This is a genomic window from Ignavibacteria bacterium (assembly GCA_017302895.1).
In the GTDB taxonomy this organism is placed as follows: domain Bacteria; phylum Bacteroidota; class Ignavibacteria; order Ignavibacteriales; family Ignavibacteriaceae; genus UTCHB3.
In genome coordinates, this window is the sequence record JAFLBV010000002.1 from 527,682 (window position 1) to 543,717 (window position 16,036).

Below are 16,036 nucleotides of genomic sequence, written 5' to 3' on the forward strand. Positions count from 1 at the left end.
CTAATAGCGACGGTGCCTTATCAAAACTGCAGAATATCCATTCAGATTATCAATGACCCTTCCGGCACCGCGAACCACTGCAGTAAGGGGTTCCTCCGCAATGTGAACGGGCAGATTTGTCTCCAATCTTATTCTTTTATCAAGACCCTTCAGGAGCGCACCACCTCCCGACAACATAATTCCGGAACTGTGAATATCGGCTGAGTGCTCGGCTCCGGTTCTCTCGAGTAATCTCCTGACTGCCTCAAGAATCTGAACTACAGGTCCCTCGAGGGCATCCCTGATTTCCACAGATGAAACTTCAACTTTCTTTGGAACACCGCCTACAAGATCCCGTCCCTTTACTTCGATGGTAAGTTCTTCCGGTAACGCCATGGCAGAACCGACCTGACATTTTATTGCTTCAGCCGTCCTTTCTCCAATCAGAATATTGTAGTTCCTTCTGAAGAAGCTTACAATTGCTTCATTCATTTCATCACCGGCAACCTTGATCGATTCTTCAACCACGATACCTGAAAGTGCAATTACAGCAATTTCAGTAGTTCCACCACCAATATCGATAACCATGTTACCTTCGGGTCTGGAAACATCGATTCCTATACCTATGGCAGCAGACATTGGTTCAGAAATAAGGTGAACCTCTTTTGCCCCTGCATGCTCGGCACTGTCTCTAACAGCCCTTTTTTCAACTTCGGTTACGCCGCTCGGAACAGCTATTACCACTTTTCTGGCAGAAACAATACCTGAATTAACTTTTTTGATGAAAGCACGAATCATCCCTTCGGCAATTTCGAAATCGGCGATTACTCCGTCTTTCATCGGTCTGGTTACAGCAATCTCACGGTGCTCTCTGCCCATCATCTCTTTGGCTTTATTGCCAAGGGCGATGATTTTCCTGGTGTTGCGGTCGTAGGCCACGATTGAGGGCTCGTTTAACACGATTCCCTTACCTTTGACATGAATAAGAGTATTCGCTGTCCCAAGGTCGATTGCTATATCATTTGCTAAAAAATCCAATAATCCCATCTAAGAAACCTCAGTGTTTAAAGTGTCTGACTTTTGTAAATATCATAGAGATCGCATGCCTGTCCGCAGCTTCAATACTCTCTTTGTCGCGTACCGACCCCCCGGGTTGTACGATCACTGTAATTCCAGCCTCCGCAAGAAGATTCACTCCATCCTCAAACGGGAAAAATGCGTCTGATGCAGCAATAGCCCCTTTGGTGTCGAATCCGAACTCTTCAGCTTTTTTGATTGCAATTTTTACTGAATCCACTCTGGAAACCTGTCCGGCACCAATCCCGATTGACCTGCCTTCCTTTACCAGCACGATGGCATTCGACTTTACATTTGCACAGATTTTCCAGGCTAAAAGAATATCCTTTTCAGCCCCTTTCTCAGGCATTTTTCTGGTTACTGTTTCAAAATTCTCGAGTTCACCCCGGTATGAATCCTTTTCCTGAACGAGATAGCCCCCTGCTGCATTTCTGATAACGAAGGGAATATCCACTTTTTTCTTCTGAAGAAGCACTCTTCTTTGTTTTTTTCTGTTCAAAATCTCTATAGCCTCTTCCGTGAATGAAGGGGCAACCACGAGTTCAAGGAAAATCTCGTTTAGTTTTTCCGCTGTTTCGGCATCAACGATACTGTTAAATACCACAATTCCACCGAATGCAGAGACCGGATCGCATGACAAAGCTTTTGTGTATGCATCCAGTGAATTTTCACCTGTTCCGACTCCACAGGGATTGCTGTGTTTGATAATGGCGCACACAACTCCGTCAAGTTCAGATACGAGCTCTGAAGCTGCCGAGAGGTCAAGTATATTGTTGTATGAGAGCTCCTTGCCAATAAGCTGTTCAAAGTATTCGTTGAAGTCACCGAAAAAATATCCCTTTTGGTGAGGGTTTTCACCATATCTTAAAACCCTCCGCTCAGGTTCAAATATCGAAAGTGTTCCTTTTTCACCGGTAGTTCTCCTCTCAAGAGTTGAGGAGATCAGTGAATCATACTGAGCGGTAACCTTGAATGCTTCAATTGCTAAAAACTGCCGGTAAGGTTCGTCAATTTCTCCTTTTCCCGCTCTTTCAAGAAACTCGAGGTACTGATGTGGAGCAGTGAGTATCGAGACAAATCTAAAATTCTTGGCAGCAGCCCGTATCAGTGAAACCCCGCCAATATCAATCTTTTCAACAAGTTCCGGAATTGATGAGTCAACATTTGAGGCAGCCCCTGAAAAATTGTACAAATTTACAACCACTACATCGATATCTACAATTCCGTGTTGTGCCATCTCGGCAAGGTCATCTTTGTTATCCCTTCTCGCCAAAATTCCGCCGAAAACTTTTGGGTTAATTGTCTTTACTCTTCCTCCCAGGATTTCAGGGAAACCCGTAAAATCACTTATTTCAACACATTCGACTTTCGACTCCCTTAACAGCCGGGCTGTGTTTCCTGTTGAAACGATTGTATATCCCAAACCTGACAAACCGGATGCCAGTTCGACACAACCGGTTTTATCCGTCAGTGAGACAAGAGCATATTTCTTCAATTTTATTCTTTCTGTCAATTAACTACTCGTGGAACGAATTCAGACGATTCTGACTCTGCCGTCCACAATCTTTATCCTTTGTTCTGCAAAAAGTGCAACTGTGGCGGGCAGCAGTTTATGCTCCTCTACCAGCACTTTTTCGGCTATCTCATCAGGAGATTTCACCATGGATATATCAACTGCAGACTGAGCAATTATATATCCTTTGTCATATTCATTGTTCACAAAATGTACTGTCGGACCTGATATTTTGGCACCTGAATCAAATACTGACTCATGGACAAAATGCCCGTACATTCCCTTCCCGCCAAAAGACGGAAGTAGTGCGGGGTGAATGTTTATAATACGGTTTTCAAACTTTGCCACAAACCCGGCAGGAACCAGTTTAAGAAAACCTGCAAGCACAACAAGCCCGATTCCCTGATCAACCAGTATTCCAGCAATTTCATCAAAACTTAAACCGTGTTTTCCAACTGTCAGGGTCTTGATCCCTTTGGAATGAGCAAACTCAAACGCCTTACAATCAGGTTTGTCACTAATGACATAACTCGTTTCAACTAAATCAGTTAACAAGTCGCTGTTAACGATGGCCTGAAGGTTTGATCCCCTGCCTGAAACAAAAATTGCCAGTTTCAGTTTTGCCATAAAATGTCAGTTTGTAAGAGAATAAATCTTACTTGCCTTCACAAACTCCCGGAATAAAGGATGCGCCTTTGTTGCCCGGCTCTTCAATTCAGGATGGAACTGGCATGCCACAAACCAGGGATGATCTTTCAATTCAATCATTTCAACAAGCAAACCGTCTGGAGAAGTGCCACTTATTATCAATCTGGCATTCTCTAAAACACCCCGAAAATCGTTGTTTACCTCATATCTGTGACGGTGTCTTTCCCAGATATCGCTGACACCGTATGCCTCGGCTGCTTTGGTTCCTTCTTTAATTACACAGTTGTAGGAACCGAGTCTCATTGAACCACCGAGGTTTTTAATACCTTTTTGACCCGGCATAAGGTCAATAACCGAATAGTTGCCTTTTTTGATTTCAGAGCTGTTCGCTTTTGGCAGTTTGCATTCTGATCTGGCAAATTCAATTACCGCACACTGCATACCGAGACAAATTCCAAAGAAAGGAATGTTGTTTTTTCGAGCGTAATTGATGGTCTTTATTTTTCCCTCTATTCCCCGGATACCAAATCCTCCCGGTACCAGAATGCCGGTTATGCCCGAAAAGAGCTCATCTAAATCACCGGTCTCACAGTCTTCTGCATTTATCCACCTGATTTTGACTTTTACATCGTTTTCGGCACCTGCATGTACAAAAGATTCCATTATGCTTTTGTAGGCATCATGATAGTCGATATATTTACCACTAATTGCGATTTCTATGGTACGGTCAGGATTTTTAATCTTATTGACAAATTTCTTCCACTGCCCAAGTTCAATTTTCGTATCCTGTAACCTGAATTTTTTCAACACCACAAGATCCATCTTCTCCTGGTGCAGTATGAGCGGTACCTCGTAGATTGTGTCGCAATCCTGAGTCGAGAAAACCGAAGAACTCTCAACATTACAAAATGAAGCAATCTTGGCTCTTATCTCGAGTGAAAGATTCTTCTCAGAACGGCAAACAAGCAGGTCTGGTTGAATCCCGAGTTCCAGGAGGGCTTTTACAGAATGCTGCGTGGGCTTGGTTTTAACCTCGGCAGCAGAGCGAATATATGGCACATAAGTAACATGGATAGTAAGTGCATTCTTTTTTCCAAACTCATGAAGCAGTTGTCTTACCGCCTCAATAAACGGCAGGCTCTCTATATCGCCGATAGTTCCGCCAATCTCGGTAATTATTATGTCATAATCACCTGATTCACCAAGTTTACACATCCGTCTTTTAATTTCATCTGTGATGTGGGGTATAACCTGAACAGTAGCTCCAAGGTACTCACCCTGTCTCTCTCTGTTTATAACATCATAGTAAATCTGACCGGTGGTAGTATTATTCGCGCGGTTCATATTCAAACCGAGAAATCGCTCATAATGTCCCAGATCGAGGTCTGTTTCAGCACCGTCTTCGGTTACATACACTTCACCGTGCTGAAATGGATTCATCGTTCCCGGATCCACATTGATATACGGATCAAATTTCTGGATTGTCACCCGGTAGCCACGCTGTTTCAGTAACAATCCCAATGATGCGGCTGTTATTCCTTTACCAATCGAGGATACTACCCCGCCGGTAATAAAAATGTACTTAACCAACTTATGTCCATAAAATTAAATAATTTAAACTTCTAATATAGTTAGAATGGCAACCTTTTTCAAAGTTAATGGATGTGTTTACCCAATTACTTTTTCCTTGATATTCATTGCCCAGCGGGAGTAGGCATCACCGTTCAAATGAAGTCCGTCTGATGTAAAATCGAGCGACAAGTTGCCTGAAATGTCCTTTAAAAGAGCGTTATTGTCTAAAAACTGAATATTTAATTCTCTCGCCATTACAGCAAGTGAGGCATTTACTTCATCAATTGTGCTGTTTTTTATTCCTGTTTGAAGCATCATTTCCCTGACAGGAAGTATCGATTGAAGAAAAATTATTGCACCTGTGGAACCGGAAAGTTTTAAAATAATTTCTCTGATATTGGAAATCACTTCATCCATTGGGTAGTGTCTCTGTAAATCGTTTACACCAATGGTTAAAAATATTTTTTCAGGATTTAATCCGATAATCTGATCCAACCGGTTCAATACTCCGGCAGTACTGTCGCCGGAGATTCCCCTGTTTATGATTCTGATTTCGGGGAAAAATTCCTGCCACTCACACATTTCTGTTATACTGTCACCTAAAAAAACGACACACTCTCCATCGCTTCCGTACATTGAAAACAAAGTTGTGCGATGAATATAGTGTGAATCGATCTCAAGTTTTCTGCTCATGTTGTTTTCTGATCTCTCAAATTTTTTGTAATTTCAAGATATAAATTTAATTAATACTTATTCGCCCAACCCATAATTCCGGTGTTCAATGCAAAATATTTTTACTGTTTGTCTCGTATTCATAACCTTGGTAATTCCTCTTTCCGCCCAGTTTGATACACATGCCGTTGAAAATGTTACTTCCGGATTCAGACGATACCCCCTCTATGAGGAAGTGACGAATGCCTCGTGTGGTCCGTGTGCACAGAGTAATCCTGCCCTGAATTCATACATGGAGACAATGAAAGACTCATTGATTGGTGTAACCTATCATGCATGGTGGCCCGGGGTCAGCGATCCGATGTATCAGCACAATATTCAGCAAAACCGTGATCGGATTCAATTTATGAAGGGAAATGTGAATGCGACACCGTGGTTGAATGTCGATGGAATAATTGTAGATGTCTGGCCATTTTCTCCCTCAAACTTGTCAGGAGCCTACAAGACCAGAATGGCTATCTCCTCCCCGCTCGGACTTGAAGTGAGCCAGTCACGAATTTCGCCTGATTCCATTGAAGTGAGAGTGAAGGCATATTTGTTGTCAAACCTCCCGGCAGGTACATGGAAGTTAAGAGTTTATGCAGTTGAACACCCGGTTAATTTCACTACTGCACCCGGTTCGAATGGGGAAAAGTATTTCCCTCATGTATTCAGAAAATCGATCCCAAATTCTTCCGGTGAGCTTTTCCCGTCTTCGAAGGGTATATATGAGTTTACCTGGAGATATAAATTCGAAACTGCGTGGAAGGATTCAAATCAATATTCCATAGCTGTTGTTCAGGATGATATTACGAAAGAAGTGGTTAACGCCGGAAGCAGCAGGATACCACTCCAGTTTCCAGTCGGCCTGAAAGATGATGAAACAGGACACCTTCCTTCAACAGTAACGCTTTACGACAATTACCCGAATCCATTTAATCCGTCAACAGTGATTTCTTATTCACTACCTGAGGCAACAGAAGTTAATCTCAGCGTATTTAATGCTGCAGGTGAATTTATTAAATCCCTGCATAGCGGTTACAAAACTGCGGGTCATTACAAAATTGAATTTGAAGCCACCGGTTTTTCATCAGGAGTATATTTTGTTATTTTGAACACACCTGTTGGAAGATCGGTGAAAAAGATCAGTCTGCTGAAATAGTTGATAACCTTAGGATTAGCCTAAAATATCATTTCTTGTCGTCAGCACTGGGCCCATAGAGTCCCGGTACTCTCAGATCATTCATCCGCAAATAAACTGTCAATTGCCCTCTGTGATGAATCATGTGATTCATCACTGAGGACCTAAGCACTGAATGCCTCGGCTCTCCAAAAAACGGTTTCCCGTTATAATATAGAGTCCATATTTCATCCATTTGCTCCTTATTCATCCCACGAAGCACATCAAGAAATTTTCTCACATTTTCGTCAAATTTTCTGAGCATCTCCTCCTTTCTTTCAGGGGCATTAATATCTGGATTAACTTCGGAATCTTTTAGATGATATTTATCCGTGGTCAGAGTCATTAATCCCCAGTATGAAATGTTAGCAAGATGCATGGCAAGGTGCTTTAATGAGAATGACCTGGGATGCGGTTTGAAATCGAATTTACTAAAATCGAGAATTTCGAGCACTTTCCTTGTTCCTTTGAATTCCTGTTCAAATTCACGATAGAATTCGTCAACGATCATTTTTCTGTCCTTTTCTTTGGCTGTCTTGTGTCAACATTTAGTAAAAATTTAGACTTGCTTCATTTTTGAATTATGATAAACTCTGTTCTTCTGTTCACGGCCCTGCCCTCTTCCGTCTTGTTGTCTGCAACAGGTTTGGTGTCGCCGAACCCGATCGCTTTTATCCTGTTACCGTCAATTCCCCTGTTGATAAGTTCGGTCTTGACCGCATCAGCCCGCTGTTGCGAAAGTTTCAGATTGTAACCCTTGTCCCCGACATTATCAGTGTGGCCATGAATTTCAATATCAAAAAGCGGGTTCTTAACCAGAAGCTCAACAACGGTTTGAACAGCCCGCTCCGAGGATGGTTTTAGATCATACTTGTTGAATTCAAAATTAATGTTAAGCAACACAGGTACATTCGCTTCGGGGGTATTGTTGAAATTGGCAAATGTTTCTATCTCATATTGTGGCATGCAGAATTTGATACTGACAGTGTGCTGTCCATACTCAACGGGCCTGTACTGAAGGATGTAGGCATGCTGCAACCGGCTGTAAATATCCGCATACACTCTGCTGAATTCGGACGAAAGGTACATGTGATTATATGTTCCTCCGGTCGAGACTGCCAGTTCTTTCAGAAAATTTTCATTCACATCCCGGCCAAAGTCGATCGCACAGATTATAACATCATTATCAAGAGCGTATTCTGTGAGGCTGTCAAGAAAATTCGCTCCTTCGGTTCCATCCGTATAGACAATCACTATCTTGCTCTTGACAGGTGCATTCTTCACAGCGTCAATTCCTGTCATAATGGCTTTTGAGAGAGATGATTTTCCACCGTAACCGGTCAGCCCTGAAGGATTTAATTTATTCAGAAGAATTGAAGCATCAGTTGTGAGAGGAACCTCAATAACCGCCTTGTCGTCATATTTTACGATGGAAACAGCGTCAGCCTTGTTTTTAATCTTTATCAGATCTGCAGCAGCAGCTTGAATGATATTTGCACGATCTTCCCCGATGGATCCGCTGTGATCCATTACGAGCGAAACAGCTATCGGTTCAACAATTGCACCCGGAATCTCGGCGAGCTTAAAGTCATCTATTTTATATGTTTTACCGTTCACTTCCTCAGAAACACTGCACCACTTCTTCAACCACTCACCTTCGAGTGCATTAGTCAGCATTATGCCATCAGAATTTAGAATATTCATATATATTGAAATCAAATCTGCTTGAGATGCATCGACACGACTCACGGTGAGTACAGGATTTTGGGCATTCATTTCACTTATTCGGCTTATTCCACTAACATAGAGTGGTTTGTAGTTTGCCGGAGGTGTCGAGTCATCTTTTACGGCTTCAACCGGGGTTGAACAACCGGTCAAAAAGACTATTAGTAATAGAGAGTTAATGACAAGAAGAATTTTCGTTTTCATATCTGATCCGATTGAATAACTGATGATTAAAAGTTGTTAACTGTTAAATTGACGATTGAATGATTTGAAAAAACGAGTTGTATCTGCTAACAAATCGACATTAATCTGCTATTTATCAGATCGCAATCTACATTTATTTCATTTAAAACTCAAGAAACTGCCTGAAATAGTTTTTGGAGAACAAAAAAAAACATTTGTTAGTAGCAAATATCTCGTTACATTAGGAGGTATGAAAAGAAAATTTCTTATTTCCATTCTAATTTTTGTATTTTTCCTGTCCGCAACAGGTTTTCCCGTTGTAATTCACACTTGTGAATCTTCGGGCGTCAGTACATTATTCGGATGTGAAATGTGTGATGACGCAGTTGAGGTTTCCGAACCGGAATCGTGTTGCGATCAAAACACTGATGAAAAGAAATCAGATTTTAATCAGTTCGAAACAATCAAGTCACTTGAAGGTGAGTCCTGTTGCTTCGAAAAAGTCGATTTTCACCAAATTTCATACGATGTTTCAATATTTAACCTGTCAAATCTCTTCGTAAGTGAATTTGATGCGGTTACAGTCTCTTCTGACCTTACCGGTGAACAGGAAATTACTCAGATTCTCAGGAATACTGATGATCTTCCTCCTCCTTCATTCGGTAAATCCCTTCTGACTTCTATCCACCAACTAAAAATAGCCTTACCTCTAAGCTAAACGCTTATCAATAGACTGTTCCTGGCATTGCTCCATCCTTCGTGGGCATAAAGGACTGTCAAACAACCCACTATTATTGATTTCTCATAAAGAGAAGAGGTTCAAATTGAAATTTAAATATTTATTACAGATGATGATTCTGCTAAGCGCGGTTACCGTCGCACAGAATCTAAAAGGTTTTGTTTACGAACTCGATCAACAAAACAAAAAAGTCCCTCTTGTTTCAGCCAATCTGTTTTGGAAGGATACCAAAATCGGAACGGTCACCGACCTCAATGGGTTTTTCTCGGTCAAGAAACCGGTGGGCAAAACTGCATTCCTGGTTGTAAGTTATACCGGATATGTAGCAGACACAATAGAGGTCTCAAGCACCAAGGATTCCATCGAGATCGTTCTCACTCTAAATGCCCAACTTAAGGAAGTTCTTATTTCTGCTGAAAGATCTTCACGCTTTTTGGATGATCTTGAACCCGCACAGGTCGAAATTATCACCGGAAAAGAGCTTCTAAAAGCTGCCTGCTGTAACCTTGGCGAAAGTTTTACCACCAATGCCTCGGTTGATGTTCAGTATCAGGATGCAGTGTCGGGTGCACGGCAGATCCAGTTACTCGGACTTGCAGGTGCGTATACCCAAATGCTCTTCGAAAATATCCCATCGATGAATGGTATCGGAAATTCATTCGGACTTGGTTTCGTACCCGGACCCTGGATATCACAAATCAGCGTTTCTAAAGGGTCCGCTTCGGTTGTGAATGGATATGAATCGATCACAGGACAGATAAATGTCGGATATAAAAGTGCAACTGACGCCGAGAGGTACTACTTCAACGCTTTCCAAAGTTCACATTACAAAACAGACATAAATGCAAATGCTGCAATTGAACTTAGTGATCATGTCAGCACAATATTCCTGGCTCATTCAAACTTTGTATCGAAAATGGTGGATGACAATTTTGATTCATTCACAGATGACCCAAAAACCATGCAATACAATGTTATGAACAGATGGAAAATTCATACCGATTTTGGTTTGGAATCCCAGTTTGGTATTCACTATCTTTCTGAAAAGCGGACGGGCGGACAAATGCTTCCGATGCTCTCGGGAAAGCAGTATAAAATTGACATTGACTCGAGACACTTCGATTTCTACTCTAAAACAGGTTATGTTTTCACCGCGGAGCCATACATCAGTCTCGGTTTGATGCTTGATGCACATTCCCACGACCAAAACACCATGTTCGGAGAGAGAAAATATGATGCAGCGCAAAAAATCTTTTTCTCGAAACTGATTTTTGAAATGCGTTCGATCGACAATATTCATTCTGTAATAACCGGACTGAGCTATACCCATGATGAGATTAATGAGTCGCTTAACGCATCAAGTTCAACGAAGAAAGAATCAGTCCCGGGTGTATTCCTTGAGTACAACTACTCCCCTGACAATCTTCTTTCCATAGTTCCCGGCGTTAGAGTTGATTTTCACAATCTTTTTGGTACACTTGTTACACCCAGAATTCATATTAAGTACAGTCTTGACGAAAACACATCAATTCGTGCCTCTGCAGGAAAAGGTTACAGAGCGGTAAACATCTACTCAAATAATATGAGTTATCTTGCCAGTTCAAGAAATTTTGTACTTAATAACACCAACTCATACGAAGAAGCTTACAACTACGGACTGAATTTCACCCGTTACTTTATGCTTTCAGGAAGAGAGTTGAGGTTGACTCTTGATTACTACAGAACCGACTTCATCAAACAGGTTGTTACAGACATCGATACCGATCCCTCCAGCATTTTGTTTTATGATTTGAACGGTTCTTCATTCTCAAACAGCTATCAGGTTGAACTCGCTTATGAACTGCTCCCCCGCCTTGATATATCGACGGCTTACAGGTACACCGATGTGAGAACCACCTATAACGGTACTCTTAATATTGTCCCTCTGCACAGCAGATATAAAGTGCTGACCACTGTCTCATATTCTACACCCGAGCGTGGATGGGTTTTTGATGCCAGTTTTCTGGTTAACGGACCGGGAAGAATCCCTTCAACTTCCACCAACCCCGCACAGTATCAAAGACCTGAAACCTTCGATGCATTTGTGAATATCAATGCACAAATCAGCAAAAAGTTTGATATCTTCGAACTTTATGTTGGTGCTGAAAATTTAACAGACTTTAAACAGGCAAATCCTGTAATAGCTTCAGATGATCCGTTCGGAAAATATTTCGACGCTTCAATGGTCTGGGGTCCTGTTTCAGGAAGAAAATTTTATGCCGGTATCCGGTTAAGTGTATTTTAATTTAAAAAAAAGAAAGTATTATCATGAAAAAGCAATTATTTCACGTATTGTTCGTATTCCTGACCGTTAGTGGATTAGCCCTTGCTCAGGAAAAACCAGACTCGACCAAATCAAAGGCATGTACTACAGAAAAATCGGATTGTTGTGATTCGACGGTAGCAAAAACGGCAGAAGTGCCGACTACTCCATGGAATACAGTTTGCCCGGTTATGGGAAACAAGGTAAATCCTAAAATAAAGCTCGAAGTCTACAACGGAAAAGCCTATGGTTTCTGCTGCGCAGGTTGTGATGCCAAATTCGCAAAAGACCCGGAGAAATATTCAAAAAATCTGAATGAGGCCGGAACCCGTTTCATCGGTAAAAAGTAACCCGATTTGATGAGTTGGATAACTCTGAAGTAACAATTATCTTGCATTAAGATTTTTATTCTTTCATCGATTGTGAACTTATAAAGTCACAATCGGAAATGCCGGGTTTTATGTTCAGAGTTATCCAGCTTTTTATTTTTATATTCATACTCACCTCCACATCATATTCTCAGATTGATCCGGGTGCAAGAGGTCAGTACCCACAAGGGTGGTTTAGTCAGACCATTTCCCGTGAGGGGAGGAATATGAACTGCAGAATTTATTACCCCTCCTTTTCAGACGGTGAAAACAGCCAGATCGACACTGTTAACGGTCCCTGGCCAATAGTGGCATTTGGACACGGCTTTTTCATGCAGACAAACTACTACCTCTCACTATTCAGACAACTCGCCTCTCACGGATTCATCGTTATTGCTCCTCAGTTTACAGATACACAACACGGAGAACTCGGAAAAGACCTTATCTTCTGTCTGAATTTCATCAAATCATCTTCCACAGTCCCAGGTAACAGATTTTACAAACTCGCCGACACTTCAAAAACGGGTGTCTCAGGACATTCAATGGGAGGTGGGGCCTCTCTGTTGTCCACAATCTATGACTCGACTATAACGATTTCTGCACCGTTTGCCGCTGCCGAAACTGTACCGTCAATTATTTCGACCATTAATTCAACCAAATCGATTATCTACCTGATCTCCTCACAAAACGACGGAATCACTCCACCCGCAACAACTCAGATTCCAATGTATGAGAATACACCTGACAATAAGGCACTCCTCACGATCAAGGGTGGTAACCACACGAAATTTATGGATACTAATATTTGGGATTGGACTGATGCAGGTGGATATATTAACAGAAATCTCCAAATCTATCTTTCGCAAAAGTATTTGACTGCTGTTTTAAAACTGTTCCTGCATGAAGATAAAAGCTATTGGAATTATGCCTTTGGTGATTCTGTAAATGCTGATACTTCCATTGTTTTAAGGAAATCGGTGAATCGACTTCCATTAAAATCATTTAAATTGCTAACCGAAGAGGGATCGGTAACCAACCAAAACATTTATATCAGGTGGGAGAAATCTTCGACACTGAATCCTCTCGAGAACATCAGATACAATGTGGAATTTGCACTTGATTCACTGTTTGAATCACTTTTTTATGTTTCGCCTGCTGTAGCGGATTCCTCTATTATTATCGATTCCATCCCCCCGGGAGATCTTTATGTACGGATTGTCGCTTCGACCCCCGGCGGGATTCAAAAGTTCAGCAATAATTCGATCAAACTGACACTTTCACCTCCATTATCTGTGGCAGATGGTTCTCCTGATTTGAGTACACTTAGAATTTCCGGTGTTTTCCCCAATCCATTTAATCCAGCATTCTCCATCACCATCGATAATCAGAATACGACAGATATTCTTTTTGAGTTGTATGATATCAGCGGAAAAAGGATTTTATCATCTGAAAAAGTAATTTATCCCGGCATTTCAAAAGAGTACTTCGATCTTTCAGGTAATCCATCGGGTATCTATTTCCTGTCGGTCAGAGTTGAAGGAAGGTCGTTTGTTAAAAAAGTAGTGCTACAGAAGTAAACCGGACTGATTGTTTATTAACTGCATAAAAAAACCGGACTGGGAATTTCCAATCCGGTTTTTTTCTAAATTACAACCTTTAGGCAGGTGGATTCCATGTCTCAAGAATCAATTTCGCATCTTTTTCGAGTTGTTTCTTGATCTCATTAACTCTCAATGCAGTAGTGTTAAGAGTTGCATAAATATTGTCAACATAGAGTCTTAGATCTTCAATGTCATTTCCGTCGGGTTTCATGTGAATTGCCTCGACCATGTCCTGAAAAATCAGATCCAGCACTTCGACTTCTTTTTCGAATTTTATTGTTTTATTATCCATTTTTCGTCCAAATTATTAATTAAGGTACAGTGAAATATAACTATTTCCGCCCAATAAGAGAGGAAAACGGAAAGATTTTACTGTTTGATCATTTGTTCAGGATCAATTTGATGGTCTTCATCACATCGTTAAATGTTAAGCGCAAAAAGTAGATTCCGGAAGAGAGACTGCCACTTTGGAAAGTTAGAGAATGTTGTCCGGCGGTGATCTCTTCACAGAATAGTCTTCTGATCAACAACCCGCGAATATCAAACAATTCCAGTTTCATCTCCCCTGCTCTACCGGCTTCATAAACGATTTTAGTGGAATAAGTGAATGGATTTGGAAAGGCAGTCACCTTCAGGTTGTCTTTTTCTGAATTATTTTGGGCCTCGAAGATTCCTTCCGGTTTGACTCCGGTGGGATCAGCAGTTACAAATCTTTTTTGGGCGAGGTTGTATCCCCGTCCGTAGTTATTGGAAGCGGAAATTCTGAATGAATTAAGTGCAACCACCTGTCTCGGACCGGTACTGCTCGAAGCCCTGTACACCGATGAGTCCCGAAGTGAAGCTTCTGTTGCATCAATTAAAAAAAACGGAAATCGTGAAAAGACAATTGAGGAGTCAGCAATAATGAATTTTGTTATGCCATTTCCATTGCTGTAAATCCCGAGGGGTACCTGCGACTTAAAAATTGACCACAGTACGGATGCCATCCTGTTTTCATAATAATCGCTGTTTGCGAAAGTGAGTGATTGAATTGAAAATCCCGGTAAAACCCTAAAACCCTCATTTAATGTCATCTTACCGCGGTACGCAGCATACGGATCACTGTTCAAATTGTCAGCAAAAGAAGTCGAGGCAAGTTTTGACATTTCACCGAAATAGAAAGATGGACATCGGGAGTTAATCAATTTTTGTCGAAGCAGATTACCAACCAAAGAAGTCGATGAAGTGATGTTTTTAATGGCTGTAAGGTCATCACCGGCAAAAATGAATGCCGAAGCTCCCAGTATTTTCTGATGGACCAGAGTATCAGTCTCGGATCCTGGAGTATAGAGTATCAGTTTAGCCAAGGGTGCATAAGCTGCAACTTCGTTAAGAATCGAATTTGCTTTTGCCTCATAGGCAGGATATGAGACAATTAAAACATCCGGAGTATTCGCCCTTGATACAAATGCTGAAAGCGCAGCCAGCCACGATGTTGCAACCCAGTTACTCCCCGTCAATGTCACATCTCCTGTCGGGGTTTCAGATAATGTCGCATTAAATGCTTTTGCTGAGGCAGGTACAAAACTGATATTTTTACTGTTAAGATCATAAACCCAGTTTTTTGTAAGCTGCCGGGCATGAAGATTTTCGAGTTCGTACAGATTTCCAGACGACCAGAGTCTTGTAAGGGAATCCGCCCGATAAATAGAAACAGAACCACTTCCCATCACCACCCCTTTTCCATCGGGTGAGATACAAAAAGCGGTTCTGTCATCCAAACCAACGCCTGTAACATTTTGAATTCCCTGCAATCCAAGTTTGAGAAGGACAGATGCAAGTCGCGCCTGCCGTCCTCTTTCGATAAAATGAGTATCAAAAATAACATCCGGAACCAGGCCGAGAAAGTTGTCTTCAATGTTTGAAGTCTGTATGAAAGGATTTACAAGTGCATCATCGGGATAAAGCGAACCATATCTCGCCGAGAGTATAAATTTCCCGAGCACCATTGCTCCTGCGGAAGTGCCTGATACAACTCCTCCCCGGGCATAAACCTGCTTTATGGCAGATTCAACGAGAGTACCTTTCCAGTAATTTATGTAATTGTACTGGTCGCCACCCTTGATAAAAACAGCAGATGCTGCGAGAATTGAATCTGCAACGGATTGTGTATTCGCTAATGTTCTGGAGTTTATTTTGAGATTGTATGAGGAACGGGAGCCCAGTGAACGGAAATAGTCGGGTATCCATGAAGTCTCGTCATTGACTGAAAGTACAACAACTGCACCTGAATCAGCTTTCTGAACTATCCATGAATAAGGTTCGCGGTTCCAGTCATTTACACCCTCGCCACCACCACCGACTGCACAGATATAACCCTGAGAGAACAACTGAAGCGAGCACGCTATCATCAACAAAACCAACCAGTTAGCGCCTCTCATCTCATTCTCTCAGGGTAT

14 protein-coding genes are annotated in these 16,036 nt (G+C 41.7%); 5 read left to right on the plus strand and 9 right to left on the minus strand.

Features of this window, described 5'->3' with window-relative positions:
* The 5 genes from J0L60_09930 to J0L60_09950 form a co-directional block, all read right to left on the minus strand.
* Nucleotides 1-1,026, minus strand: a complete 1,026-nt coding sequence (locus J0L60_09930) for a rod shape-determining protein (protein ID MBN8546435.1) — start codon at nucleotides 1,024-1,026, stop codon at nucleotides 1-3.
* A 10-nt stretch (nucleotides 1,027-1,036) separates the two neighbouring features.
* Complete coding sequence (gene purH, locus J0L60_09935) at nucleotides 1,037-2,551, minus strand: bifunctional phosphoribosylaminoimidazolecarboxamide formyltransferase/IMP cyclohydrolase (GenBank protein MBN8546436.1); 1,515 nt, start codon at nucleotides 2,549-2,551, stop codon at nucleotides 1,037-1,039.
* Between the two features lie 39 nt (nucleotides 2,552-2,590).
* The gene (locus tag J0L60_09940; GenBank protein MBN8546437.1) at nucleotides 2,591-3,196 is read right to left on the minus strand and encodes a phosphoribosylglycinamide formyltransferase; all 606 of its coding nucleotides are present in this window, start codon (nucleotides 3,194-3,196) and stop codon (nucleotides 2,591-2,593) included.
* A 6-nt stretch (nucleotides 3,197-3,202) separates the two neighbouring features.
* Nucleotides 3,203-4,807: a CTP synthase gene (locus J0L60_09945; protein MBN8546438.1), complete on the minus strand. Its 1,605-nt coding sequence runs from the start codon at nucleotides 4,805-4,807 to the stop codon at nucleotides 3,203-3,205.
* A 78-nt stretch (nucleotides 4,808-4,885) separates the two neighbouring features.
* Nucleotides 4,886-5,482 (minus strand): GDSL family lipase, encoded by a 597-nt coding sequence (locus J0L60_09950; protein MBN8546439.1) that lies wholly within the window; start codon nucleotides 5,480-5,482, stop codon nucleotides 4,886-4,888.
* An 88-nt stretch (nucleotides 5,483-5,570) separates the two neighbouring features.
* Here J0L60_09950 and J0L60_09955 point away from each other — a divergent pair, with 88 nt between their 5' ends.
* On the plus strand, nucleotides 5,571-6,662 hold the full coding sequence (locus J0L60_09955) for a T9SS type A sorting domain-containing protein (GenBank protein MBN8546440.1): 1,092 nt from the start codon (nucleotides 5,571-5,573) through the stop codon (nucleotides 6,660-6,662).
* 28 nt (nucleotides 6,663-6,690) lie between these two features.
* Here the strand turns inward: J0L60_09955 and J0L60_09960 are convergent, their stop codons facing one another.
* Entirely contained in the window at nucleotides 6,691-7,191 is a 501-nt protein-coding gene (locus J0L60_09960; GenBank protein MBN8546441.1) for a damage-inducible protein DinB, read from the minus strand.
* A gap of 59 nt (nucleotides 7,192-7,250) precedes the next feature.
* Nucleotides 7,251-8,609, minus strand: coding sequence for an OmpA family protein (locus J0L60_09965; protein MBN8546442.1), 1,359 nt, complete (start codon nucleotides 8,607-8,609; stop codon nucleotides 7,251-7,253).
* A gap of 229 nt (nucleotides 8,610-8,838) precedes the next feature.
* On the opposite strand from J0L60_09965, the gene J0L60_09970 reads away from it, so the two are divergent.
* From J0L60_09970 to J0L60_09985, 4 genes are all read left to right on the plus strand, one after another.
* Nucleotides 8,839-9,306 (plus strand): hypothetical protein, encoded by a 468-nt coding sequence (locus tag J0L60_09970; GenBank protein MBN8546443.1) that lies wholly within the window; start codon nucleotides 8,839-8,841, stop codon nucleotides 9,304-9,306.
* A gap of 106 nt (nucleotides 9,307-9,412) precedes the next feature.
* On the plus strand, nucleotides 9,413-11,611 hold the full coding sequence (locus tag J0L60_09975) for a TonB-dependent receptor (GenBank protein MBN8546444.1): 2,199 nt from the start codon (nucleotides 9,413-9,415) through the stop codon (nucleotides 11,609-11,611).
* Nucleotides 11,612-11,634: 23 nt separating this feature from the next.
* On the plus strand, nucleotides 11,635-11,979 hold the full coding sequence (locus J0L60_09980; protein ID MBN8546445.1) for a YHS domain-containing protein: 345 nt from the start codon (nucleotides 11,635-11,637) through the stop codon (nucleotides 11,977-11,979).
* A 110-nt stretch (nucleotides 11,980-12,089) separates the two neighbouring features.
* Nucleotides 12,090-13,574 (plus strand): T9SS type A sorting domain-containing protein, encoded by a 1,485-nt coding sequence (locus J0L60_09985; GenBank protein MBN8546446.1) that lies wholly within the window; start codon nucleotides 12,090-12,092, stop codon nucleotides 13,572-13,574.
* 79 nt (nucleotides 13,575-13,653) lie between these two features.
* On the opposite strand, the gene J0L60_09990 is transcribed toward J0L60_09985, so the two are convergent.
* Together J0L60_09990 and J0L60_09995 are read right to left on the minus strand one after the other, a co-directional pair.
* On the minus strand, nucleotides 13,654-13,890 hold the full coding sequence (locus tag J0L60_09990) for a hypothetical protein (protein MBN8546447.1): 237 nt from the start codon (nucleotides 13,888-13,890) through the stop codon (nucleotides 13,654-13,656).
* Nucleotides 13,891-13,978: 88 nt separating this feature from the next.
* Nucleotides 13,979-16,018 carry a Type 1 glutamine amidotransferase-like domain-containing protein gene (locus J0L60_09995; GenBank protein ID MBN8546448.1) on the minus strand — a complete coding sequence of 680 codons (2,040 nt, stop codon included), beginning with the start codon at nucleotides 16,016-16,018 and terminating at the stop codon, nucleotides 13,979-13,981.
* Nucleotides 16,019-16,036: the final 18 nt, after the last annotated feature.

Coding starts and splice junctions, on each gene's coding strand:
- J0L60_09990 (MBN8546447.1), bottom strand. CDS start 13,890: ATGGATAATAAAACAATAAAATTCGAAAAAGAAGTCGAAGTGCTGGAT.
- J0L60_09980 (MBN8546445.1), top strand. CDS start 11,635: ATGAAAAAGCAATTATTTCACGTATTGTTCGTATTCCTGACCGTTAGT.
- J0L60_09940 (MBN8546437.1), bottom strand. CDS start 3,196: ATGGCAAAACTGAAACTGGCAATTTTTGTTTCAGGCAGGGGATCAAAC.
- J0L60_09965 (MBN8546442.1), bottom strand. CDS start 8,609: ATGAAAACGAAAATTCTTCTTGTCATTAACTCTCTATTACTAATAGTC.
- J0L60_09995 (MBN8546448.1), bottom strand. CDS start 16,018: ATGAGAGGCGCTAACTGGTTGGTTTTGTTGATGATAGCGTGCTCGCTT.
- J0L60_09930 (MBN8546435.1), bottom strand. CDS start 1,026: ATGGGATTATTGGATTTTTTAGCAAATGATATAGCAATCGACCTTGGG.
- J0L60_09970 (MBN8546443.1), top strand. CDS start 8,839: ATGAAAAGAAAATTTCTTATTTCCATTCTAATTTTTGTATTTTTCCTG.
- J0L60_09950 (MBN8546439.1), bottom strand. CDS start 5,482: ATGAGCAGAAAACTTGAGATCGATTCACACTATATTCATCGCACAACT.
- J0L60_09955 (MBN8546440.1), top strand. CDS start 5,571: ATGCAAAATATTTTTACTGTTTGTCTCGTATTCATAACCTTGGTAATT.
- J0L60_09985 (MBN8546446.1), top strand. CDS start 12,090: ATGTTCAGAGTTATCCAGCTTTTTATTTTTATATTCATACTCACCTCC.
- J0L60_09960 (MBN8546441.1), bottom strand. CDS start 7,191: ATGATCGTTGACGAATTCTATCGTGAATTTGAACAGGAATTCAAAGGA.